18 protein-coding genes are annotated in these 21,226 nt (G+C 68.6%); 7 read left to right on the forward strand and 11 right to left on the reverse strand.

What is annotated here, in order from left to right:
- Nucleotides 1–40: 40 nt before the first annotated feature.
- Together AVL59_RS25405 and AVL59_RS25410 are read right to left on the reverse strand one after the other, a co-directional pair.
- Nucleotides 41–943: an alpha/beta fold hydrolase gene (locus tag AVL59_RS25405; protein ID WP_237281664.1), complete on the reverse strand. Its 903-nt coding sequence runs from the start codon at nucleotides 941–943 to the stop codon at nucleotides 41–43.
- Nucleotides 928–1,530 carry a TetR/AcrR family transcriptional regulator gene (locus tag AVL59_RS25410; RefSeq protein WP_159400078.1) on the reverse strand — a complete coding sequence of 201 codons (603 nt, stop codon included), beginning with the start codon at nucleotides 1,528–1,530 and terminating at the stop codon, nucleotides 928–930. Before AVL59_RS25410 ends, AVL59_RS25405 begins: the two co-directional genes overlap by 16 nt.
- 464 nt (nucleotides 1,531–1,994) lie before the next feature.
- Between AVL59_RS25410 and AVL59_RS25415 the strand changes: the two genes are divergently transcribed.
- Together AVL59_RS25415 and AVL59_RS25420 are read left to right on the forward strand one after the other, a co-directional pair.
- Entirely contained in the window at nucleotides 1,995–2,939 is a 945-nt protein-coding gene (locus tag AVL59_RS25415; RefSeq protein ID WP_067308524.1) for a hypothetical protein, read from the forward strand.
- A gap of 191 nt (nucleotides 2,940–3,130) precedes the next feature.
- On the forward strand, nucleotides 3,131–3,394 hold the full coding sequence (locus tag AVL59_RS25420; RefSeq protein WP_335743779.1) for an SMI1/KNR4 family protein: 264 nt from the start codon (nucleotides 3,131–3,133) through the stop codon (nucleotides 3,392–3,394).
- A gap of 46 nt (nucleotides 3,395–3,440) precedes the next feature.
- On the opposite strand, the gene AVL59_RS25425 is transcribed toward AVL59_RS25420, so the two are convergent.
- The 3 genes from AVL59_RS25425 to AVL59_RS25435 all read right to left on the reverse strand — a co-directional run bounded on the left by AVL59_RS25425 (nucleotide 3,441) and on the right by AVL59_RS25435 (nucleotide 6,079).
- Nucleotides 3,441–4,481 carry a sulfotransferase family protein gene (locus tag AVL59_RS25425; RefSeq protein WP_067317744.1) on the reverse strand — a complete coding sequence of 347 codons (1,041 nt, stop codon included), beginning with the start codon at nucleotides 4,479–4,481 and terminating at the stop codon, nucleotides 3,441–3,443.
- A gap of 178 nt (nucleotides 4,482–4,659) precedes the next feature.
- Nucleotides 4,660–5,325 carry a VC0807 family protein gene (locus AVL59_RS25430; protein WP_067308529.1) on the reverse strand — a complete coding sequence of 222 codons (666 nt, stop codon included), beginning with the start codon at nucleotides 5,323–5,325 and terminating at the stop codon, nucleotides 4,660–4,662.
- A 286-nt stretch (nucleotides 5,326–5,611) separates the two neighbouring features.
- Nucleotides 5,612–6,079 (reverse strand): hypothetical protein, encoded by a 468-nt coding sequence (locus AVL59_RS25435; RefSeq protein WP_067308532.1) that lies wholly within the window; start codon nucleotides 6,077–6,079, stop codon nucleotides 5,612–5,614.
- Between the two features lie 589 nt (nucleotides 6,080–6,668).
- On the opposite strand from AVL59_RS25435, the gene AVL59_RS25440 reads away from it, so the two are divergent.
- The 3 genes from AVL59_RS25440 (at nucleotide 6,669) to AVL59_RS25450 (ending at nucleotide 9,530) form a co-directional block, all read left to right on the forward strand.
- On the forward strand, nucleotides 6,669–7,328 hold the full coding sequence (locus AVL59_RS25440; protein WP_067308534.1) for an NADPH-dependent FMN reductase: 660 nt from the start codon (nucleotides 6,669–6,671) through the stop codon (nucleotides 7,326–7,328).
- Between the two features lie 461 nt (nucleotides 7,329–7,789).
- Nucleotides 7,790–8,215: a hypothetical protein gene (locus tag AVL59_RS50850; RefSeq protein WP_067308537.1), complete on the forward strand. Its 426-nt coding sequence runs from the start codon at nucleotides 7,790–7,792 to the stop codon at nucleotides 8,213–8,215.
- A gap of 703 nt (nucleotides 8,216–8,918) precedes the next feature.
- The gene (locus tag AVL59_RS25450) at nucleotides 8,919–9,530 is read left to right on the forward strand and encodes a GNAT family N-acetyltransferase (protein ID WP_067308539.1); all 612 of its coding nucleotides are present in this window, start codon (nucleotides 8,919–8,921) and stop codon (nucleotides 9,528–9,530) included.
- Between the two features lie 232 nt (nucleotides 9,531–9,762).
- On the opposite strand, the gene AVL59_RS25455 is transcribed toward AVL59_RS25450, so the two are convergent.
- Nucleotides 9,763–10,611: an SDR family oxidoreductase gene (locus AVL59_RS25455; protein WP_067308542.1), complete on the reverse strand. Its 849-nt coding sequence runs from the start codon at nucleotides 10,609–10,611 to the stop codon at nucleotides 9,763–9,765.
- 101 nt (nucleotides 10,612–10,712) lie between these two features.
- On the opposite strand from AVL59_RS25455, the gene AVL59_RS25460 reads away from it, so the two are divergent.
- On the forward strand, nucleotides 10,713–11,174 hold the full coding sequence (locus AVL59_RS25460; protein ID WP_067308545.1) for a MarR family winged helix-turn-helix transcriptional regulator: 462 nt from the start codon (nucleotides 10,713–10,715) through the stop codon (nucleotides 11,172–11,174).
- Between the two features lie 532 nt (nucleotides 11,175–11,706).
- Here the strand turns inward: AVL59_RS25460 and AVL59_RS25465 are convergent.
- The 3 genes from AVL59_RS25465 to AVL59_RS25475 form a co-directional block, all read right to left on the reverse strand.
- A complete protein-coding gene (locus AVL59_RS25465) occupies nucleotides 11,707–13,032 on the reverse strand; it encodes a hypothetical protein (protein WP_159400079.1) in 1,326 nt (441 codons plus the stop codon).
- A gap of 285 nt (nucleotides 13,033–13,317) precedes the next feature.
- Entirely contained in the window at nucleotides 13,318–14,457 is a 1,140-nt protein-coding gene (locus AVL59_RS25470) for a methyltransferase (protein ID WP_067308550.1), read from the reverse strand.
- A 348-nt stretch (nucleotides 14,458–14,805) separates the two neighbouring features.
- Nucleotides 14,806–15,960 carry a glycosyltransferase 87 family protein gene (locus AVL59_RS25475; RefSeq protein WP_159400080.1) on the reverse strand — a complete coding sequence of 385 codons (1,155 nt, stop codon included), beginning with the start codon at nucleotides 15,958–15,960 and terminating at the stop codon, nucleotides 14,806–14,808.
- A gap of 932 nt (nucleotides 15,961–16,892) precedes the next feature.
- Here AVL59_RS25475 and AVL59_RS25485 point away from each other — a divergent pair.
- On the forward strand, nucleotides 16,893–17,705 hold the full coding sequence (locus tag AVL59_RS25485; RefSeq protein WP_067308559.1) for a hypothetical protein: 813 nt from the start codon (nucleotides 16,893–16,895) through the stop codon (nucleotides 17,703–17,705).
- 51 nt (nucleotides 17,706–17,756) lie between these two features.
- On the opposite strand, the gene AVL59_RS25490 is transcribed toward AVL59_RS25485, so the two are convergent.
- Together AVL59_RS25490 and AVL59_RS25495 are read right to left on the reverse strand one after the other, a co-directional pair.
- Nucleotides 17,757–19,745 carry a glycoside hydrolase gene (locus tag AVL59_RS25490; protein ID WP_067308561.1) on the reverse strand — a complete coding sequence of 663 codons (1,989 nt, stop codon included), beginning with the start codon at nucleotides 19,743–19,745 and terminating at the stop codon, nucleotides 17,757–17,759.
- A 78-nt stretch (nucleotides 19,746–19,823) separates the two neighbouring features.
- Complete coding sequence (locus AVL59_RS25495) at nucleotides 19,824–21,224, reverse strand: sensor histidine kinase (protein WP_237281666.1); 1,401 nt, start codon at nucleotides 21,222–21,224, stop codon at nucleotides 19,824–19,826.
- Between the last annotated feature and the right edge of the window lie 2 nt (nucleotides 21,225–21,226).

Raw genomic sequence — 21,226 nt, forward strand, 5'->3', positions numbered from 1 at the left:
TCACTCGTTCGGCGAGACGAGTGGACGCACAGCGGTCGGATCACCAGGCGTCGAGGAAGCGGGCGAGGTGTGCGGCGACCTCTCCCGGAGCCTCTACCTGGGGGTAGTGGCCGACGGCAGGCGGTCCGGTGAGTTCACTCACCGTCGCGGACGGCATGCGCTGCCTGATGCGGGCCAGTACGTGGGCGCCGCTGATCGGGTCGGCGGGCCCCCAGAGGAACAGGGTGGGGCCCAGATAGCCCTCCAGTGCCGGGACCCAGCGTGCCTGGTGAGTGCGCCGCTCGTCGATGTAGCGCAGTAGCCGCGGAGCAAGCAGGTGTCCCCGGTCATGGCGGATGCTCTCCCACATGGCGTGCAGATCGCCGCCAGGGACGGGTCTGCCCAGCACCTGGCGCATCGTGGTGCGGAAACCGCGTTCAGTGACGGCCCGAGCGAGCAGCGGGCCGAGCGGGCCGTGGAGCAGCCGCTGCACGCGAACGGGCCGGTGCAGGTCCGGGTAGAGGCCGCCGTTCAGCCAGGCCATGCGGGTGATCCGGTCGGGGCTGCGGGTGAGTAGCTCCTGGGCCACGCTGACGCCGTAGTCGTGAGCGACCAACGCCGTGTCGGTGATGCCGAGGCCGCGCCAGATGTCCTCCACCAGGTCGGCCTGTTCCAGTACCGAGTACATGTGCCGTCGCGGTTTGTCGCTGTGCCCGAAGCCGAGCAGGTCGAAGGTGATGACGCGGTGTCCTCGTGCCGCAAGCCGGGGCACGATCAGGGACCAGTCGTGGGAGGAGGTGGGAAAACCGTGCACGAGAGTCACCGGCGGGCCGGCGGCGGGACCGTCCTGGCGGACGAACAGCGTGTGCCGGCCCGTGCGCCCGTGAACGGTGATCCTGCTTCCTCCTGCGACCCAGTTCGCGCTCGTAGGCATGGCGGTCCGGGGCATCAGCGGCTCTCCCATGTTCCGGCGATTCCGTCGAGAAGGCAGCGCAGACCGAAGTCGAACTCCCCATCACCGTCGAGCCCGTTCAGCAGCGCTGAGTGGGCGGCGACCAGCGGATGCGTCCGGGTCGACAGCGAGGCGAACAGGCTCGTCATAGCCGCGCGTTCGCCCGGTGTGCGCGCCGCGCCCCCGGTGTCCAGGAGTACGGAGCCGACTACGTAGTGCGTGACCGTCAAATAGATCCGTACCGTACTGTCGGCAGGCCAGCCCGCCTCGGTCAGCAGCCCGAGTCCGTGTTCACGGGCGCGCAGGGCGTTGGGCCCGAGCAGTTGTCCCAGGGTCAGCAGGGGCACCAGTGCGCGGTGCGCGAGCAGGACACGACGGTACTCGCGTGCCCCGGCCTCGGTCGCGGCGCGCCAGTCCGGGCCCGGCGCGGGCAGGGAGATCTCCCCCAGCATGTGGTCGACCAGTTCCACAAGCAGTGCCTCGCGGCTCGGGACGTGCCGGTACAGCGAGGTGTGCCGCAGCTTCATCCGCTCGGCCACGGCCCGCATCGTCAGCGCGTCCAGGCCCTGCTCGTCGGCAATCCGGAGCGACGCATCCATGATCACGTCAAGGGTGAGACCTCCCGGCCGGGACCGCTGGCGCGCCCGGGCCGCATAGCGTCCGCTCCACCAGGCGGCCGATCCGACCACGGGATTCCGCTCGTCCGGCGGTTCGTTCTGTGTGGTGATGCGCTGGGTCAAGTGCGGGCTCACCGTTCATGGAGGGGCGGGCGTGGCGACAGACGTGATGGGGCATGCGATTGCACTCGCACCGTTCGCCCGGGTGACGTCAAGCGGTTGTGCGTCCAGTGGACGCATGTTATGCGTCCACTGGACGCATAACAAGCATGGCTTTGCGCGACCGGCCTCCCGCTCGGAGTTCTCCTACGCGCTCCCCCGGTAGGCCGCGCACGCGGAGATGGCGTCGTCGTCGGACGCCCCGTGGATCAGCAGGCGAATACCCTGCCGTGCTGCACCATCTTGCACCTGCGCGGTGCACCGCTCGCACCATCTATTCTCTCGGCATGCGGCGCACGGACATCACTGGGGACGACGGCACGTGGACAGGGTTGTCTCTAGAGGTACAGACATGCCGCCAACCGGGTCTGTGCCTGTTCAGCGCCGAGCAACGGCTGCTTCTCACCCAGCAGCAGCGGCCCGTGCTCCTTGCCACTGTCGACAAGCACCTCTACGGAGTCGAGTTCTGGCCCACTGACGCCTACCGCTCACCCATCCCGCCCTTGCGGGCCGAGACAGGACGGGCTTTGGCCGGCAACCTGGATCGCTGGGCCTACCGCTTCGCACAGCACCTGCTCGAATCACCAGGCAGCCCTGTGCACGACGGCCGATGGCTGCTCTCACGCGAGAGCCCGCTCTTGCGCTGGAACCATGGCCGCCGATCGCAGGCCGAATACTGGAACTCGATGCTCATCGAAGGTCACCCGGACGGATACATCGACTGGTTCATCCATTCCTGCTCGTGGGAGATCTTCCCCTTGCGCCCGATGCCCGATGCCGCCGACAGCCGGGTCAAGGCGTATCGCAAGCAAGCCCGTGACGGAACGCTGCCGCCCGTTCTGTTGTGGTGGGTCAGTGGCTTGGACTGCCATCTGATCCTGGACGGCCACGCGCGGCTCGCCGCTGCGCTCGCCGAGTCGATCGCACCTCCGCTGCTGCAATTGCACCGCACCGCACCGAGCGATGACGTAGCTGCAGGCACCCAACAGGCGGTGCATCTCTACGAGGCCGAACTGGCCCGCTTCGCCGAACTCCGCACCGCCCATGGCTCCTCCGTCCCCGATGGTGCCGCCGTCGCAGGTCCGGCTCTTGCCCGCCGTATCCACGAACTGCACACGGGACAGCAGCCCACTTGGGCGTGGCCGCTGCCAGGCGGGGAAGTCCAGTGGCACCGCATTGCAGGCGAGGTGACTGCTTCACCTCAGCCGGACGATGTCAATGACGAGTGCTGAGCCGCTGGTGAAGATCTCGGGCGCCCGGTGATCTGCGGGGCCTTGTGGCGAACGCCGCGCGTCCCGAGACACGACCTCACTCCGCCTCGGCAACTGGCCTGGGCTGTTCAACGTAAGGCTGGTCATTTGGGACTACTGCTTGAGCGATCAATCACCGTACAGTCTCATGGAGGTAGTGCTGGCTGCATCCGCTGCCTGCGGACCTTGCGGCGCTCCTTCGGGAGAGCAACGGTATCGAGGGCGAATACGGAGCAGGCTTGATCTGGTCGGCCAAGCAGATCGCTTTCGAGAACGCCACTCTTCGCAGCAACGAAGATCTCGCTGCGCTCTACATGCCCTTCGATCCTCTGCTCTTCTTCGCGGACGCTGGGAACGGAGACCTCTTCGCTCTGCTCCCCGGGCTGGACCGCTCCGACGTCTTCGCCTGGAACCACGAAGAAGACAGCCGTACTTGAGTCGCTCCGAGTCTGGCCGAATACCTCGAACCCAGGCGTACGGGCTCTAGCGGTTGAGGATCGGCCCTCTCTCCAGAGCGCGGGTGCCCGGAGCGCAACTCTCCCGAAGTGCGTCGAGTTCAGCGGCCGGCAGCTTCAGGGCGGAACCGCGTCGGCTGTGGTCGAGGAGTTCGGAACCGGTGAGAAGCCAGTGTGGGAGGGGGTCGACGCCGACGAATTCGGCCAGGCGGGTCAGCTCTGCGGTGGGGTTGTCGAGGATGTCCTCGTAGGCAAGCGTGGTGCGCTGGTCGGCGGGTAGTCGGCTGAGGAACTCCGTTCCCTCGGCGACGAGTTCGGACCACAGGGTGCCGAACGTCCGCAGGGGGATGTCCCGGTCGCGCACGAGGGCCGGATCGAACCGCTCGTCCAACAGCGGTGACAGGTCCGCAGGCAGTGCACGTACGTGCTCGTCGGTCAGGTTGGCGAGACTCTCGACGCCGGCTCGTGCCTTGATCTCGCGCAGCAGGGAGATCGCGCGGTATCCGGGGTGACGGCTCATCGAGAGGGCGCAGTCCGGTCCGTTTCTGAACATGTGCACGAACCTCGCGTCCGGGAACGCGGCCCGCAGCCCTGGTGCCCAGCCCGTCGAGTAACCGGATCGCTCCACGACGGCGGTCCGTCCGAAGCGCGTGCAGAGCAGGCTGAAGAGCGCTTGGTGGTGCTCGGCGGCGGTGCGCTCCGGCCACTGGACCACTGCTGGGTGGAGCTCGTCGATGAGCCCGTCCGGGTCATCGGTGAGGTGAGGCAGCACCATCAGGGAGAGCGCGGGAATACCGGTGGTCTCCGCCGCGTACCTGCCGGGGCGGCGTGTGTAGAGGAATTCCGGCAGCGGCAGCCCGCTACGGATCATCCGCTCGAAGTGCGGGGCGGGGCGGAAGAGCGACTGCCAGAAGTCTTCACCTGTCACCTCGCCTTCGGGAAAGGCGGCGTCGCCCACGGAAGCCATGAACTCGTTGAGGCTCAGAACATCCGGATGGGCGTTGAGGATGCGGGACAGCGCAGTCGACCCGCTCCGCCCCGTCCCCATGACGAAGGTCAAGGTACGCATCGTCACCCTCCGAAGCTTCGTGACGCCCAGGACCGAACCCTGGCTACCACAGCACTATCCCATGACCGCAAATGCCTCCGAACGAGTTCTGGCACGAGTTCCGCGGAGCACGCACCCCACACCGCCCCTACGCTCTGTGCCGTGCTCCTGCACCTGGGCGACACCCGTGACTCCGTCGTCAGGAAGCCACGGCCACGGTCTCGTTGTGGATGACGGCGAGCCGGGCAGGCTTCCGCGCATACCGCCGGCTGAAGAGTTCCAGGCCCATGAACAGCGCCACGTACTGAAGCGTGGTCACCAGCACCACCGAATCGATGGGCAACGTGTACGCGAGCACCACCCGCACCACCGAGTCGAGCAGCAGACCCACACCCCAGACCGCCGTCAGCCGCCGCATGACCTGGCGGAAGGTCGGCGACGCCTGCCAGTTGCGCTCCAGCTCCGCACGCTTGTCACCCCTGGCCACCGACGACAGCACCCGGTACATGAACGGCTGACCGCGCAGCGTGGCCAGGAACACCAGCCCGATGACCCCCGTGATCCAGCCGTCCTTGGCGAACATCAACCGCGGACTGCCCGTCACCGCCGACATCGCCGCACCCAGAGCCACCATGCTCAGCACCAGGACACCCAGCATCCCGACACGCCGCTCCCGCACCACCGTCAGCAGCCCCTCCAGCAACGGCGGAACGGCACTCGCCAGCACCGCCCACCACAGACCGACCCCGGCCGCCCGCAGACCGTAGAACACCGCCAGCGGAGCAACGACATTCAGCCCCAGACTCTGCAACAACGGCCCGTTCGACGAACCCGCCCGCTTGTTCACCATGTGCGTCCCGGTCATGTGCCCAGCCCTCGTCCGTGTCCGTTCCCGACGCCATCGAAACTACGGATCCGCACGAACGCGATCCATGCACCCAGCCACCGAGAAGAGTGGGGCCACACCCACCCCCGTGCGGGGCCTGGACACACACCCCCGCCCCCGCGGCTGTCCCTGCGGCAGTGTGCGCTGGCAAGCGGTTCACCCAGGCCGCACCACACCGCCTGCACCCCCTCTTGACGACGTTGCCGCACGAGACCGGTGTCTCGGTCCGCTTCCCGCACGACGTCTTCGTCGGGCGCCTCACGGGTCAGTCGGCGAACACCCTGCCCTGCTTCACGATGTAGTGCGCCGGCGCGGAGCACCCGATGGACGGTGTGACGAGCAGGCTCACGGTGAGCGGTGCGGGCTCCGTGCTCGCGGTCGAGAACGTGCAGACGGCACCGCTGCCCGTGAGCGGATACCAGAACCACCCGTCGACATCGCCGACGGTGACCCGGTCAGACTCCTTCCAGGCGCCATCGGCGTGCGTGTAGACCTGCAGCCGCACGGAGGCCGCGTACTGGTCCTCTGCCGACCGCACCGCGGTCAGCGTGACCTTGTAGTCACTCCCGAGCACGGAGGAGGCGATCACCTGGGTCCGCGGCGCTGCGGTGTCGGCGTTGGACTCTCCGGCTCCTGCGGCCCCGAGGGCAGCAGCCATGAGGACGGTGCAGGCCGCGGTCGCGACGCTGCGGGTGCGGGTGCGGGTGCGGGTGCGGTTACGGACGAAGCTCATGCGATCCCCCGTTGCAGCAAGTTGTACCGAAAGGACGGATTGGTTCGTACGGTGATAACGACCCGTCACATGGCTCCGGGGTTGTACGGCGATTCGTATGCCGGTTTCGGGGCCGGGCAGGCTCCGGGTCGGCGTCGGCGGTGCGAACGCGGGCAGGGTCCATCAGACCGGCCAGGGTCGGTCGCCCGCTTGAAACCAGAACTCGGGCAGGCCACGGCATCGGCGGATTGCCTCTCGACAGCGAGTGCCTGACGATCACGGTCCGCAAGATCAGCAGATCGTCAGTGGTGCGGGACCTGTGGAAGGCGCCCCATGCGCTGCTCAGCAGCTGAGGCTATGCCTCCTCCAGGGCCGCGACGGTTCTCGGGGGCCGTGACGAAGACCGAGGCGACGATGTTCGTAGCACCGTTTCCCGGTGCCCTGGTCGAAGTATTGGCCCCCCTTTTGCATCGTGAGCACCCGAACCCCCGGCCTGGCCGACTCCCAGGCTGCCGGTTCCCAGCCCGGTCGCACGGTGGCCGTCTCACGACCACACTGGTCCGTGGAGCGCCCCGCTGGAGGCGCGTGCCCACTACGGAAGGACGGACCCATGGCCACGGACACGCCTCCCAGCCCGCTGCGGGTGCTGGTCTTCGGCGCGGCGCTGCGTGCCGAATCGACCAACGCCCGCCTCGCCTCCCTCGTGGCCCGACTCATCTCCGACACCGGTGCCACCGTCGACCTCGCCGCCATGCACGACTTCGACATGCCCGTGTACGACGGCGACACGGAGGCCACCGAAGGGCTGCCGCATGGCGCCCTCGCCCTGCGTGACCGCCTCGAGCAGAGCGACGCCTTCGTCATCTCCTCGCCGGAGTACAACGCCTCCGTGCCGGGAGTGCTGAAGAACGCGATCGACTGGGTCTCCCGTGTCCGGCCGCAGCCGTTCAAGACCAAACACGCGATGCTCGTATCCGCCTCGCCGTCCCTGGTCGGCGGCAACCGCGGGCTATGGGCCCTGAGGATTCCCCTGGAACACCTGGGCACCCGCGTCTACCCGGACATGTTCAGCGTGGCCAACAGCTATCAGGCCTTCGCCGAAGACGGAACGCTGGCCGACCCGGGGTTGCAGCAACGTCTCACCGAGACAGTGTCGGCTTTCCTCAGCCTCGTCGAAGCGGATGTGCGCTACGTCTGCCTGGAGCGCCGGTGGTACGAGTTCCTGGGAGACCGCACTGAGGCGGCCATCACCCAACGGGCCGAAAGATGACACGAATGTCGTGAGGCACAGCCGACGGAGCATCGATGCGGACGTGTACATCGGGCATATGGGCCGGCCCTCATGCCCTCGTCGACTGAACACGACCGACCGAAGCTTCAGAGCCGCTTTTCCGTGGGGCACCCTTCCCAAGATCACGCCGTCCTGGCGCTTGCCGCCGCATCGCTCCCCCCTCACCCGAACGGCCCAGCCCCCTTTGCGGACCCTGGGCCGTGTTCGACGGGTCGTGTGAAAGCGCCGTTCCCCCTGGGCGGGGTCGGCCTCGACCATGACACGGACGTGAGCCAGGGCTGATCGGTACGGACACGACCTCCTTGCTGGATCGCTCGGTCACTTCGGAGAAGAGCCGTCGGCCCGAAGAGCCGACGTCAGTAGCCCGAGTGGCGGCATTGCGGCCACTTCCGGACAGTAAGAACCATGAACCGTCACCGACGCCCACCTCGGCGGGCCCCGTGGATCGCGGGCGGTGCCGTTGTGCTCATCCTCAGCGGCATCGGCATCTGGGCGTTGGTGACGCCGCACCACGGCACTCCGCACCCGCCACCATCGGCCATAACACAGCCCACACCGACACGCACGCCGAAACCCACGCCGACAGCGACAACCCGTTCCCCACAACCGACACCGTCCAGCAGCCGGTCCCAGCCGACGCCCAGCAGAACGACAGCCGTCCCGTCACCCCCACCCGTGCCGAAGCCGACATCGACGCCGACGTCAAAGCCGACGTCAAAGCCGACATCAACATCGACACCGACGCCAAAGCCGACATCGATGCCGACATCGACACCGACGCCAAAGCCGACATCAACACCGACATCGACGCCGACGCCGATGCCGACATCGGCACAGCCCTTGGTGCCCAGGCCTTCGACACCTAAGCCCTCGGCAACAACGACACCGAGAATCGCACCCGCCTCACCCGTGGCACCGACGTCGCCCGCCTCACCGACATCATCATCACCACCGCCACCCGCATCGCCATCGCCCACGCCAACGCCATCAACGAGAGCGACACGCTGGTACACAAGCCCGGCGGCAACGGCCGCTGCCCAGCGAATGGCCGCAGCCGGGGCAGTCGGCGACCCTGCTTGCTCGCTGTCGGCCGTCCGCCAGCCGGATCCGGCGCTGCTCCCCAGGGGCCTCACATCGGTGGGCACCGGGCGGGCCGGTAACTACTGGTGCCTGATCTGGTAACGCCGTGGGGGGCCGACGAAGTGGGTCGGATTGGCTGCGTCGGCGTAGCGTTCGTAGGCATGCGGTCTCCAGTCGGGCATCCGTACCGAACGGCACTCGCATCGCATGCCGCACGCACCGGAGCCGACTCCGCCAACTTGGTGGGGCTGCCTCATTGTTGGCACCCGGCGATAACGACCAGCCCCATGAGGCCGCTGATGCGCCAGTCCGCCGCGGCGACAGTCCCTAGGCCGTCACATGATCCGACCTGCAGACCCATGCCGAGCGTCAGCCCAGCGATGACCGCCTGTTTCACGGTGCCGCAACTCCCACCATCGCCCGCGGACCGACCCTCGCCTCCCGGCCGGAATTCGATCGCCCTCGACAGGGCGCGCTTACGGTCGGCTCATGGAGACGACTGCAGACGGCGCGCCGGCGCTTGCCATTGCAGGGACCATCGTCTATCGGTTGGCGCGGCTTGAAGACGGCGAGGCTCTTGCGGGCCTCGACGGGTCGTTCATGACCGATTCGGTGTTCACGGTGGCCGTGACGGACGAGGGTTTCGGAATCCACGAGACTCCGGTGGAGCCTCCCATCCACAAGGTCTTCCCCGATGACGAGGACGAGGACCAGAGCGAGGGCGACGACGGCGGCGACGACGACGGCGACGGCGATCCCGCGTGGAGGCGGACGGTGGTCGCCTTCGACGGGAATGAGCTGTGCGGTTTCGTGAAGACCGCCTTCAATCCGTGGAACGCTCGCCTGACCATCTGTGATATCGAGGTCGCGCCGGCGTGGAGGGGGAAGGAGGTTGGGCGAACCCTGATGAATCACGCCCTCGGCTTCGCGAAGGAATGCAAGGCCGCGCACGTGTGGCTCGAGGTCAGCAACATCAACGCGCCCGCCATTCGCGCCTACCTACGGATGGGTTTCGTCTTCTGCGGGCTGGACACCACGCTCTATGACGGCACGGAGTCGGCTGGTGAACAAGCGCTCTTCATGGCCCGCCGAGTGCAATGACTCCCCCGGCTGGTCAGAAGGAGGCGTGCAGGCGCCACCCAGGAGCGGGGAATGGGTGAGGCGATGGCGGCGATCGACCCGAACTCGATGAACGTCAGCCGGACACGGGCCTGCCAACCCGGCCCACACCCCCTGCCACCCGTACGTGTCCGCTGGGCCACGGTGCCCCGAAGCGCGACAACGGCCCGAGGGGGCGGCACCTGTGTGGCGCCCCCTCGCCGGGTGCGGACGGTCAGGCGACCCAGCCATTGGTGATGCCGAGGACCGCGGACCCGTCCAGATCGGTGATCTTGGTTCCCACGAAGCCGCGGGCCCAGTCGGAGGTCTGGAGGCGGAAGGCGGGCTGGTCCGCGGTCAGCGCCTCGATCACCGCCTCGGCGGCGCCCTCGGCGGTCTGCGCGCCGTCCAGGAACTGCGCGACCGTGCGGTTCACGTAGGCGCTGAGCTGGGGCGCGTACACCCCGGCACCGGCGACGGCCTGCTCCAGGTCGACGCCGACGTTGGCGACGAACTCGGTGGCCACGGCGCCGGGCTCGATCACGGAGACGGACACGCCGTGCGCCGCGGCTACGGGAGCCAGGCTCTCCATGTATCCCTCGACGGCGAACTTGGCCGCGCAGTAAGCCTCGTTGAAGGGCTGCCCGATGACGCCGCCGACGCTGGTGACGGTGATCAGACGGCCACCGGAGGCACGCAGGTGGGGCATGGCCGCCTTGGAGACATTGAGTACGCCGAAGAAGTTGACCTCCATGACCTTGCGGACCTCGGCCACGGACTCGTTCTCCAGCGTGCCGAGGTGTCCGGCGCCCGCGTTGTTGACGACGGCGTCCAGGTGTCCGTAGTCGGCGAGCACGCCGTCGATCGCGGACGTGATGGATGCCTCGTCGGTGACGTCGAGCCGGCGGATGTCGAGTTCCACACCCGCCTCCGCGGCGGCCTTGCGCAGGGCGTCGGAACGGCTGGGGTCACGGAGCGTGGCGACCGTGGTCCAGCCGGCGCGTGCGGCGGAGACGGCGGCGGCGAGACCGATGCCGGAGGAGGTACCGGTGATGAGAACGATCTTGGAGGACTGGGAAGACATGGGGATGCCCTTCATGGGACGGGGTTGCTGCGCACTTGAGTGCGTGTACACACACCATATTGCATCTACGTGTGTGTACACGCAACCGCTAAACTGGGGACATGCCGAAGAAGAAGCTCACACAAGCGGAGATGCCGGTGGCCGACTATGCCTTTTACGGGCTGGTCTGGGCCGGGACCGTCCTGACGGACCGCGTCGACCGTGCCCTGAGCAAGGCGCACGACCTGCCGGTCTCCTGGTTCGAGGTCCTGCTCTGGCTGGCCTCCAGCCCCGATCCCGTTCCGGCCTCGGTCCTGGGTAACAGCACCATGCTCAGCCGCAGCCAGGTCTCACGCGTCGTCGACGCCCTTCAGAGCCGCGGCCTGGTCACCCGCACCCCCTCCCCGCGCGACGCCCGCTCCGTCGAGGTCTCGCTCACCCCCGAGGGCCACCGGCTCTTCGAGGCGGCCGACGCCACCCGCCGGGAGTGCCTCGCCCCTGTCTTCACTGACCTCCTCGACCAGGACGACCTGCAAGCGCTCGGCACGGTGTGGCAGAAGCTCAAGGCCGACAAGGACGCCTAGGCTCGTCCAGCGGCGACACCTCTCTCACCCTCCCGCACATCTCGTGCCGCCGGAAGGAGAGGCGCCCTCGCTGGAGGGTGGCTCCCGGTCCCGGTCAGGGCTTCCCCACGCCTGAGAGGAAGAGCGAGTACGGCCTCGACGGCTGTGGTCATGAGCGTGAGGGTGCCGGTCCTCTCCCCCGCAGCCGACGGCACGATCGATCTTCACGAGCCGGCTGACCGGCACTTACGCCCAGGACCTGTGCGGTGCCGTCGGGCAGGGGGGTGATGCGGACCTGGCCGGCGGGGAACGGGTCGCGACACCCGTACGCCGGCCGGCTCCCCGGCAGACACTCAAACAAGCGCCCCTCTTACGCGGCTGCGGCCAGGGCCCGGCTGGTGTGCCTGTCGGACCACCGGCAGAGCCCATCGCGGCCGCCGACGGTGGGCTCTGCCAGGCGCCACGCTGCATGAATGCACAACACGACGGCAAGCGTCATCTGCCCGGCCGGGAAGGGCGGACATCCGGTACGCCTGCCCTTCCCGGCCGTATTTCAGCGACGCCGGAGGAAGACGAACAACACGCCGGGGCCATCCGCCGGCGGGGAGAACGCACCGGCCGCGCGAAGGGACAGGAAGGGCGGTTGCTGTCCGTGCGGCAGTGGCGTCGGATGCCCTGTACTCATCGACACCGCCACGGGCGCACCGGCTGCGGTGTCGTCGCCCTGGGCGATGCCGTACGCCTGTCCGTCGTCGTCGACCGACAGCAGCTGGATCTGACGGCTGGTGCCGCTTCCCGCGAAGCAGTAGCCCTTGCCCGATGTGAGGTCGAACGCGAGCGGTCCCGCCAGCAGGTAACGGCCGTTCGTCGACAAGGCGCTGGGGGTGTCGAATTCCGGCAGATCGGTTGCCGAGCACCTGGTCGAAGCCTCGACCTTGCCGCTCTCGGTGTTGTGCACGGCCCATATGTGGTCCCCGTTGTCCGCGGCGGACCAGGAAGCGATGAGATGGCCGGAGACGGCGAAGTGGGCCGTGCTCTTGTACTGCGCATAGTCGTGCGTCGAGGCCCCGGGCGGAACGACGCGGCTGGAGTTCCAGACACCGGGGACACCGAACCCGCCGACGGAGTTGGCCAGCACCGGACCGCGCGATGTGAGCGCCTTGACCTCACTGTCGACACAGGCGATCTCCCCACACGTGGGTTCGCCGAGTTGTGTGGTGATGGGGTAGTGCTTCACGTGCCCGGTCCGCATGTCGACGGAGATGGACTCGTCTCCGTCCTCCGTGCTGACCAGCAGCCCCGCTCCGCCGTCGCGCGCCCGCGCCACACCCGAGTACTTCTCGACCGGCACCTTCACCACGTGTGCGGGGACGGCCGTGGCACCGGAAGCGTCGACGGGGTAGATGTCGACCTCGACCACTTCCTGGGGCTTGTTGAGCGCGTCACCGCTGTCCGCGCCCCGTGCCCAGACGGCCAAGTACTCCCGGCCGTCCTGTTTGACAGCCTCCACGCCCGGGGTCTCCTCGGTGACCCGGCCGACGATCTCCCGCGGCTTCGGCGGCTGCCAGGGCTTGGTGCCGAACCGCAGCACGCCGGTTGTTTCGTCACGGGCCTCCAGGACGTACGAGCTCCCCCGCTTCTGGAGGAGCGCGACGACCCCGGCCCCGGGCGCAACGGCATAGGGCCGACCGGTGCCTCGCTCCGGGACCCAGGTGAGAGCCTCCTGCCAGCCCTTGGTGTTGTCGAACGCCCGCGGGACCGGCACGTTCACCTTCAAGGCCTGTTGACTTCCGCCGGGGCTCGTCGCCTTCGGGCCTACGCCCTTGCCTCCGCCCCCTCCCCCGTCCCCGCTCGCGCCGCAGGCCGTCAGTGCCACCATCCCCACAAGCATGGGCACAGCCAACGATGCCCTTGTACTTCTCACGAACGATCAGCCTCTCAGTCACACGGCAGGCCAGGTCGATCGACTGCTGCCCCCGTAATGTCCCTACGAGATCAGGACTTTACCGATGCCCGTGATCCAACGATCGCGTGACGGTGGCGGGCGTGATGAGTGCGTCTCATCATCACCGGTGCCGCATACGGCGTTTGCCGCTCCCTCACCCATCACCTCAGCCCCACCACCCAACTTTGGGTCGGCCGACACTGGGCACAACCCACTGCGTCACCGGTCTGTTGTTGTCAGCCGCCACAGCGACGTGATCTCGGCACTACGCGCGGCGTGGAGCGGGTCGGTGGCGTCCCTGGAGCGTGGGTGCCGAGGCTTGGTGTCGATCTTGTCCACGACCCGGAGGTGTGCTGCCTGGATGGCGGTGAGCAGTTGTCCGCGTGTCCTGAGGCCGAGATGCTCTGCGAGGTCCGACAGGACGAGCCAGCCCTCCCCGCCCGGTCGGAGGTGCGCGGACAGTCCGGTGAGGAAGCCTCGGAGCATGGCGCTGTCCGCGTCGTAGACGCCTTGCTCGATCGGGCTGGTCGGACGGGAGGGCAGCCAGGGCGGGTTGCACACGATCAGGTCGGCGTGGTCTTCGGGAAACAGACAGGGACCCGACACCTCGATACGGTCAGCCAGCGCCAGCCGGTGGGCGTTCTCCTTGGCGCATGCCAGAGCACGCGGGCTGATGTCGGTGGCCACGACGCGGCCGATTCCTCGGCGGGCCAGGACCGCGGCGAGCACGCCGGTTCCCGTACCGAGATCGAATGCCGCGCTGCCTGCGGGGCTGCACCGGGTCACCGGCGGCAGCGGCGTGTGGGCGACCAGATCGACGTACTCGCCTCTGACGGGTGCGAAGACGCCGTAGTGGGGGTGAATACGCGTGCCCAGCACCGGCACATCGATGCCCCTCAGACGCCACTGGTGAGCGCCGATCACTCCCAGCAATTCCCGGAGGGAGATCACCATGGGGCCCTTCGGCGGGCCGTAGGCTTCCAGACAGGCGTGGCGAACGTCGGGAGCCCGGCGCAACGCCACGGTGTAGCCGTCGTCCAGGAGCACCAAGAGCCTGCCCAGGACGCGTGCGCGGTGGGCGCCGGCGCGGCGGTGCAGATCGAAGGACTCCTTCTGGGAGGTGTTGGCACTGGGCCGTTTGCGATCGATGCGACGGCCCATCGCCCGCAGCAGGTGTCGGGCGTTGTGGAAGTCGCCTTGCCAGAGCAGCCCCGTGCCTTGGCGCGCCCGGCGGTAGGCCTCGTCGGCCTTCGTCCGGTCGTCGACAACGACGACCCGCCGCGGAAGAGCCGAGCCGTTCTCGGAATGCCAGCGGGCGGAATGGTGGGTGTGACCTTCTGTCCAGTGGATCGTGGACACCGTGATACCCCTCGTGATCGAACGTGCAGGGACACGAAGAGCACTTCGACGAGGAGCAGGCCGAACCGACGTCTGTCCACGGGACAGACGTGTGCGTTGAGGCAGGTGGCCGTTACCGCCCTCGCGTCGAAGCGCGAGAGCGGACGTCCCAGAGAACCATGCCGAGCATCACGGTCAGCCCTTTCGGATCAGAGGCAGCAGACTCGCACAGGTGCTGCTCCGCCGCCAAGCGCGACGGGTCGTCATCGTGCTGAGTGACCGGTTCAGGTGGGGATCGTGGACTCGGCGCAGACTTCCTTCACGTGTCGTGCCCTCTCACCCGGCTTCGGAGCACGCAGGTCCTGGTGCTCAGCCACGATCGTGACGCGCGTCGGTCGACGGCCGAGTACGTACTGCGGCGAACCCGGCCTGTTCATGGCCGGCTGCCTGAACCGGGCGGAGGCCAAGGGTGAGGAACGTCAGCACGGCGCACAGGACGTAGGCAGAACCGAGCCAGGCCAGCGGGGTCGGGTACGGGGCGCCGGAGGGCAGAGTGTCTTCCGTACGGCTCAGGAGCGGTACGAGACGGGTGGCGGTGGCAGTGACCCATGCCGCGAGGGTGACGCGGCTCAGAAGCCACTGCCGTTGGGGGCCGTGAGCCAGCCAGATCATGGCGGGCAGGCACCAGACCCAGTGGTGACTCCACGAAATGGGGCATGCCACCAGCCCGTAGAGCTCCACGGCGATCATGATACCGAGACGGTCACCACACCGAATGGCGTTCCACAGTGCGAGTGTCGCGACGACGGTCACCACTGTGAGGGCGGTCCACCATGTCATACCGGAACCCGGACCGTGGTCGAGGAACCTGCTCAGCACACCTCGAAGTGACTGATTCCGCACCGACCACACCAGGCCTATCCGCTGAGTGTCCATCACCAGGGCGGACCAGTACCGCGCCGACTCCTTCGGGGCGATGAGCCATCCCAGCGCCGTAGCCCCGCACACCGTTGTCACCGTCCACGCCGCTGCCCGCCATTGCCTGGTCGCCAGCAGATACAGCCCACCGACGACCGGAGTCAGCTTCACGGCGGCAGCCACACCGACAGCGATACCCCGGCCCGCAGCCGTACGCAGCCACGTCACACCCCCCAGGATCAACGCGCCCAGCAGGAGGTTGACTTGGCCCTGGTCCAGAGTGTGGCGTACGGGTTCCAGCCATAGGCCGGCAGCGGACCAGAGCAGGACGCGGGACCGTCCCCGCGTGTCCATGGGAGTGGGAGGAACGAGTCGGCTCGCGCAGCCGGCCATCACGAGGAGAGCCGCCACGGAGGCCGACTGCCACAGGCACACCGTGACCGTCCAAGGGAGGCGCGACAACGGCAGGAAGACCAGGGCGGCGAACGGCGGGTAGGTGAACGGCAGCAAGGGAATCGGCGGCGCGGTGTGGAGCTGGTAGTCGTAGAGGCCACCTGAGAGCACCAGCGGAGATGCCTCGCGGTAGACGCGCAGATCCAACGTCACGGGAGGGAAGGCACTGACGGACAGCACATGCAAGGCCAGGGAGAGGGCCAAACACCACCCGGCATGGCGAGAGCACCACTCGCCGATCGCTCGGCCGCCGCTCAAGACCGTGTTCATCACGAAGGAGCGCGGCGGCCCTCCCCGGCGATGTACAACGTGGTCCTGATCCGCGCCATCGTCATCGAGCACACCGGTGTCATCAGCCGGCCGTGCCCGCTCCTGCCCGTCACGCCCACGCCGCAGAAGGGACCGCCAAAGCGGAATCATCGTGGTCTTGACTACGTTTCCCGCGGCGCGAACGGCCGCAGACGACTCGCTGCTTCTCCTCAAGAGTGGATCCTCCCGTTACCCAACGCGGTACCCCGACATCTGGACACGGGCGCTGTGCTCCGAAGAGCCCGCGGATGACGGCCGGGCTGGGGGCACAGGGGTTTGAATGCCGCCGTAGACAACACGCGAACGTCGGCCGACCCAGCGGTGGAGGGCTGCCGTCCGCCAGGCCTGGATCTCTCCTACGTCGCGCTTCGCCCCAGCCGGGATGTGGCGCTTTCACGAGCCACCCGACGCGAGGGGCGGCAGCTGAAGGAAGTAGAGCCGATCACCGGCCTGTACGGAGCGTTCGTGGACCTCGGACCGCTCGAAGACCACGTGGTCGATTCGCGTGTTCAGTCCGTGGAGCAGACCGTGACGGAGATTGCCGCCGGTCTGCGGGCGGGCCGGTTCCTGGTCGGGACTGAGTGAACTTGAGCTCAGACGGCCCCATGCTCGCCCGTCGCAGAGAGGGGCGCATGGCTCTTTCGGCGCATCGTGGCCGAGTGCTGCCTGCATACAGGCGACTACAGAACGTAGGGTTGGCCCGTCTGGTGTGCGCTCGGGAGTGACGATGTGACGATGACGGGACCTGGGCGCGTTTCCGTGAACAGGGAGTAGGCATGACGGGTGGCAAGTCGCGGTTCGACGACATCTACGTCCAGCCGGACCCGCGCGCCTACTTCACCCGGCTGGCCCCGCTGGAGTACGAGATCCCGCACCATGCCCAGCCGGTCTTCCGAAGGGAGGCCGCCGAGCGGGCAGCGCTGGACAACGGCCGGCCGGACCGGCCGGTGGTGCTGGACGTGTGCTGTTCGTACGGCATCAACGCCGCGCTGCTCAATCACGATGTGACGCTCGCCGAACTGTACGAGCGGTACACGTCCGATACGGCCGGACGCATGTCGACGACGGAACTGGCCGCCTGGGACAAGGAGTTCTACGCCGGGCGCCGACGGCCTCAAGCCCTTTCGGTGTACGGCCTGGACATCGCGGCGCCGGCCGTGCACTACGCCCAGCAGGCCGGTCTGCTGGACGGCGCCTTCACCGACGATCTGGAGCAGGCGCCGCCCGGGCCCGAGCTGCGCAGCGCGCTGACGGATGTCGGGCTGATCACCCTGACGGGCGGCGGGAGCTACGTCACCGAGCGGACGTTCGCCGCGCTGCTGGACGGCGCCCGCCGCCCCGTCTGGGTGAGCGCGTTCGTGCTGCGGACCGTGTCGTACGAGCCGGTCGTACGGACACTGGCCACGTACGGCCTGCGTACCACGGTGGATCCGTCCCGCACCTACCCGCAGCGGCGCTTCACGGACGAGCGGGAACAGCGGTATGCCATCGAGGCCGTGAGAGAACTCGGCGGTGACCCGTCCGGGCGGGAAGAGGCAGGTCGTTTCCACTGTGTGCTCTACGACTCCCGCCCCGGCTCGGTGTCGTAGCGGAACGGCTGCCGGCCCCGCACGGCCGTCGCCGTGCCCTCCGGCGATGTCTCACAGGCCCTCGGGGCACAGACGCTGGGCCTTGCCGCCCTTGGCCACCGCCTCGACGCACCCGGCGGGCAGGCCGTCGTGCGAGGTGGTGGAGAAGTTGGCGGTCATGGTCAGCGTGCCGTCGCCGAACGTGGTCCGCTGCACGAGGTGGTCCGGAGTCAACCGGCGGAAGTCCGTCATCGGCTCAGTCGCCGCGGCCTTGTGCAACGGCTCGAAGTACTTCTGCAACGCGGCTATCTGCCGACCGTGCTGGTCGAGTTCGGTCTTGTCGAGGACCATGTTGAGCGGCACGTTGTACAGCATCGCCAGCAGCGCGCGGGTGCGGCTCTGGTCGGGCAGCTTGGACCATGACAGTTCCCAGCGCTCGGTGCTGATGACCGAGTCGTGCAGCACCGTCTGGTACAGCGGCACCCGATACCTGGGGTCGTACATCGCCTTGGCCACATCGGCGGGGAGGTGGACCGGTTTGAAGAAGATGGCGGGCGCGCCGTAGGGCGCGTAGCCGCCCCAGGTCGCACGGTCACGCTCCAGTTTCCACAGCCGGTCGTCAACCGGTGTACCGGACCCGTGGCTGAAGGCCAGCACACGGTTCGCCCAGGAACCGGCGCTCTCCGAGCCGAGCACCAGCTTGCGATCGCCGGACAGCCACGCCATGCGTGCCAGGCGGTTGCGGCGGTCCTGTGCCTGGGTCATCGGGTGTGCGGGCGAGTGATCGGTGAACAGCTCACCGGCGGCGTCGACATCGAGGAAGTAGCTGGTGGCGCCGGCCGCGGTCATCTCCCGGGTGCGGTCGGCCAGGTAGTGACGGGCAGGCTCGGCCTTCCGGAGTGCCTCGGAACTGACGTAACAGCCGCGGCCGCCGAACCCGGTGACGATCTTGCCGTCCGCTCCGCGCACACAGGCATCCGGCCATACCGGGGCGGGCCACTTCGACACCGAGGTGTCGGCCGACGCGGGGTCCTGTGCGTTGGCCCAGGAGTCGTACGGCCCGACGAGGTAGCCGGCCCGCTTGGCCAGGTCCGTCGCCGCGTGGTTCATGGGTGAGCCGTCGGCGTCGTAGCCGATCCACATGCGGTCGATGCCGAGATCCCGCAGTCGGCGTATGCCCTCGGGGGTGCGGGCCTGGCCCCAGGTGTAGGCGTGGAAGGCACCCACCAGCTTGCCGGCTTCGGGGTTGCGGGCGATCTTCTCGCGCAGGGTGGTGATGCCGCCGTGCTTCTGCAGCCAGGCGCGGTAGTCGCGGGCCGCGGCCACCGGCGATCCGTCGGTGAGCGCGAAGGTCACCGTGTAGTCGGTCGTCGACTCCTTCGGTGAGAAGCGGTGCTCCGTCTCGGTGTGCAGACGGCCGTGGGTGGAGACGAACTTGAGCGTGGTGCCGATGTCGGTCTCGGCGATGTAACTCGCGCCGTGCCGCCCGGACTGGCTCGTGCCCCAGAACGGCATGGTCAGGCCGTCGGCCATGCCTGCTTGTGACCCCGCGAGGCCTGCCGACGCCGAGTTCCACCACTTGTCGGTGACCGGAACGGACAGGCCCTCGCCGCGCGGAATCTGGAGCTCTGTCGTGTCCGGTGCGGTTCCCGTCACCGGCCAGTTCAGTGTGGTCCCGCGGTCGGCGTGCACGGTCATCGCCAGCCGGCCGTCCCTTGCGGACGCGGTGACCGTGAGTCCCCTGGCCGGGTACCGCCAGGCGGCCTTCTCGCCGTGCACCGAGATCTCTCCGGCGGAGCCGAGGCTGCCGGCGGCGGGGGCGGAGAGCGGCCAGGTGCGGCCGTCGTCGGCCCGGGCCCGCACGGCCAGGGACGCCACATCCACTTCCGCGCGTCCACCGGCGACGGGTACGGTCAGCCGGTCTCCGTGTGCTTCGATGCCCCGGTGGTCGTGCGTGCCGGTCCCGAACGCCGTGGCCGTGCCGATCACGCCGATCACCGCGAGCGCACCGCTCACCGCGGCGACCTTCTTCCTGGTCTTCTTGATCTTCCTCTTGCTCATGGTCGGCCACTGTCGTGGCGGCGGATAAGAACATTGTGAGAACCGTTGGTTCGTGCCGGTGACGGACCGGACGCCCTGTCAGGAACCGGCCGGACCGTTGGACGGAATGCGGAGCCGGAAGAGCGCGCCGCCGCCGGGGGCGTTTTCGGCGGTCAGGTCGGCGTGGTGCGCGCGGGCGATCTGGCGGGCCATGGCCAGGCCGAGACCGGAGCCGGGCAGGACACGTGCTGTGCGAGCCCGGTAGAAACGGTCGAAGACGTAGGGCAGGTCTTCCGCCGCGATACCGGACCCGTGATCACGGATGGCCAGGTCGAGGTGGTCGGCCGCGTGGATGAGCGTCACCTCGACGGGGCGGTCGGGCGGGCTGAACTTCGCCGCATTGTCAAGGAGGCTGGACAGCAGCCGGGAGAGCCGGGCCGGTACGCCCGCGACGATGGTGGTGTGCGCCTGCGGACTCACGGCGAGGTCGAAGGGGGTCAGCGGCCAGTGGTCGCGGGCGGCGTCGACAGCGTGGGTCACGACGGCCGCCAGGCGCACGTCTTCGACCAGTGGGTCCGGCTCCTCCTCGCGGGCCAGCTCGATCAGGTCGTTGACCAGGAGCGTGACCTCCCTCAGCTGGCGGCCGAGCGCGCCGGCCGCCCGTTCGCGCTGGGCTTCGGTGAGGCGGGCGGCACGGGTGAGCAGTTCGGCGTTGGTGCGCAGCGCGGTCAGCGGGGTGCGCAGTTCGTGCGAGGCGTCCGCGACCAGTCGGCGCTGGGCGGTGATGGACTTTTCCAGCTCGTCGAGCATGGTGTTGAAGGCGGCCGCGAGCCGGGTGATCTCGTCCTCGCGGCCCGTCGCGTCCGACGGCAGCTCGATGCGGTGCCGGGCGTCACGGGTGGTGGCGATGCGTTCGGCGGTGGCGGTGAGCCGGCTGACGGGGGCGAGGCCTGTGCGGGAGACCCAGTAGCCCAGGGCACCGGCCAGGAGCACCCCGGCCGCTCCCACGACGGCGAGCAGGCCGGCGGCCTGCCGCACCCCGCGGTCGACGGTGTCGGCGCGCACAGCGACCTGCAGGGCGCGGCCCCTGTCCAGCGGCGTGGTGAGCATCCGGGCGCGATGGGTGGCGAGGCGGAGTTCGCTGTAGTACGAGCCGTGGGTGCCGGCGGCGACCTTGCGGGTGGTGCCGGTGACCGGCAACAGGTACGGCTTGGAGGGATCGTCGACTGCCCGGGCGGGGACCAGCTGGGCGCAGGCCGGGGCGGCGAGATACCGGCATTCGCCCTGGACGACGCCGACCGGTTCGTGCCGGTACTGCTGGGCGGCGAGCCGGGCGGACTGGGTCAGATGCAGGTCCAGTTGCTGGAGCAGCTGGTGCCGGATCACCAGGAAGGCGGCCGTGCAGACGCCCACCACCACGAGCGCGACGGCCAGCGAGGCGGCCAGGGTCAGCCGGGTGCGCAGCGGTCGCCGGCGCAGCCAACGCGCGGGCGGGCGCATCC

This window comes from Streptomyces griseochromogenes, assembly GCF_001542625.1.
Taxonomy (GTDB): Bacteria; Actinomycetota; Actinomycetes; order Streptomycetales; family Streptomycetaceae; genus Streptomyces; species Streptomyces griseochromogenes.

What these genes read in the sequence shown, in the direction of transcription:
- AVL59_RS25405 (WP_237281664.1), bottom strand. Translation starts at nt 943, where the DNA reads ATGGGAGAGCCGCTGATGCCCCGGACCGCCATGCCTACGAGCGCGAAC.
- AVL59_RS25410 (WP_159400078.1), bottom strand. Translation starts at nt 1,530, where the DNA reads ATGGATGCGTCGCTCCGGATTGCCGACGAGCAGGGCCTGGACGCGCTG.
- AVL59_RS25415 (WP_067308524.1), top strand. Translation starts at nt 1,995, where the DNA reads ATGCGGCGCACGGACATCACTGGGGACGACGGCACGTGGACAGGGTTG.
- AVL59_RS25425 (WP_067317744.1), bottom strand. Translation starts at nt 4,481, where the DNA reads ATGCGTACCTTGACCTTCGTCATGGGGACGGGGCGGAGCGGGTCGACT.
- AVL59_RS25430 (WP_067308529.1), bottom strand. Translation starts at nt 5,325, where the DNA reads ATGACCGGGACGCACATGGTGAACAAGCGGGCGGGTTCGTCGAACGGG.
- AVL59_RS25435 (WP_067308532.1), bottom strand. Translation starts at nt 6,079, where the DNA reads ATGAGCTTCGTCCGTAACCGCACCCGCACCCGCACCCGCACCCGCAGC.
- AVL59_RS25440 (WP_067308534.1), top strand. Translation starts at nt 6,669, where the DNA reads ATGGCCACGGACACGCCTCCCAGCCCGCTGCGGGTGCTGGTCTTCGGC.
- AVL59_RS25450 (WP_067308539.1), top strand. Translation starts at nt 8,919, where the DNA reads ATGGAGACGACTGCAGACGGCGCGCCGGCGCTTGCCATTGCAGGGACC.
- AVL59_RS25455 (WP_067308542.1), bottom strand. Translation starts at nt 10,611, where the DNA reads ATGTCTTCCCAGTCCTCCAAGATCGTTCTCATCACCGGTACCTCCTCC.
- AVL59_RS25460 (WP_067308545.1), top strand. Translation starts at nt 10,713, where the DNA reads ATGCCGAAGAAGAAGCTCACACAAGCGGAGATGCCGGTGGCCGACTAT.
- AVL59_RS25465 (WP_159400079.1), bottom strand. Translation starts at nt 13,032, where the DNA reads ATGGTGGCACTGACGGCCTGCGGCGCGAGCGGGGACGGGGGAGGGGGC.
- AVL59_RS25485 (WP_067308559.1), top strand. Translation starts at nt 16,893, where the DNA reads ATGACGGGTGGCAAGTCGCGGTTCGACGACATCTACGTCCAGCCGGAC.
- AVL59_RS25490 (WP_067308561.1), bottom strand. Translation starts at nt 19,745, where the DNA reads ATGAGCAAGAGGAAGATCAAGAAGACCAGGAAGAAGGTCGCCGCGGTG.
- AVL59_RS25495 (WP_237281666.1), bottom strand. Translation starts at nt 21,224, where the DNA reads ATGCGCCCGCCCGCGCGTTGGCTGCGCCGGCGACCGCTGCGCACCCGG.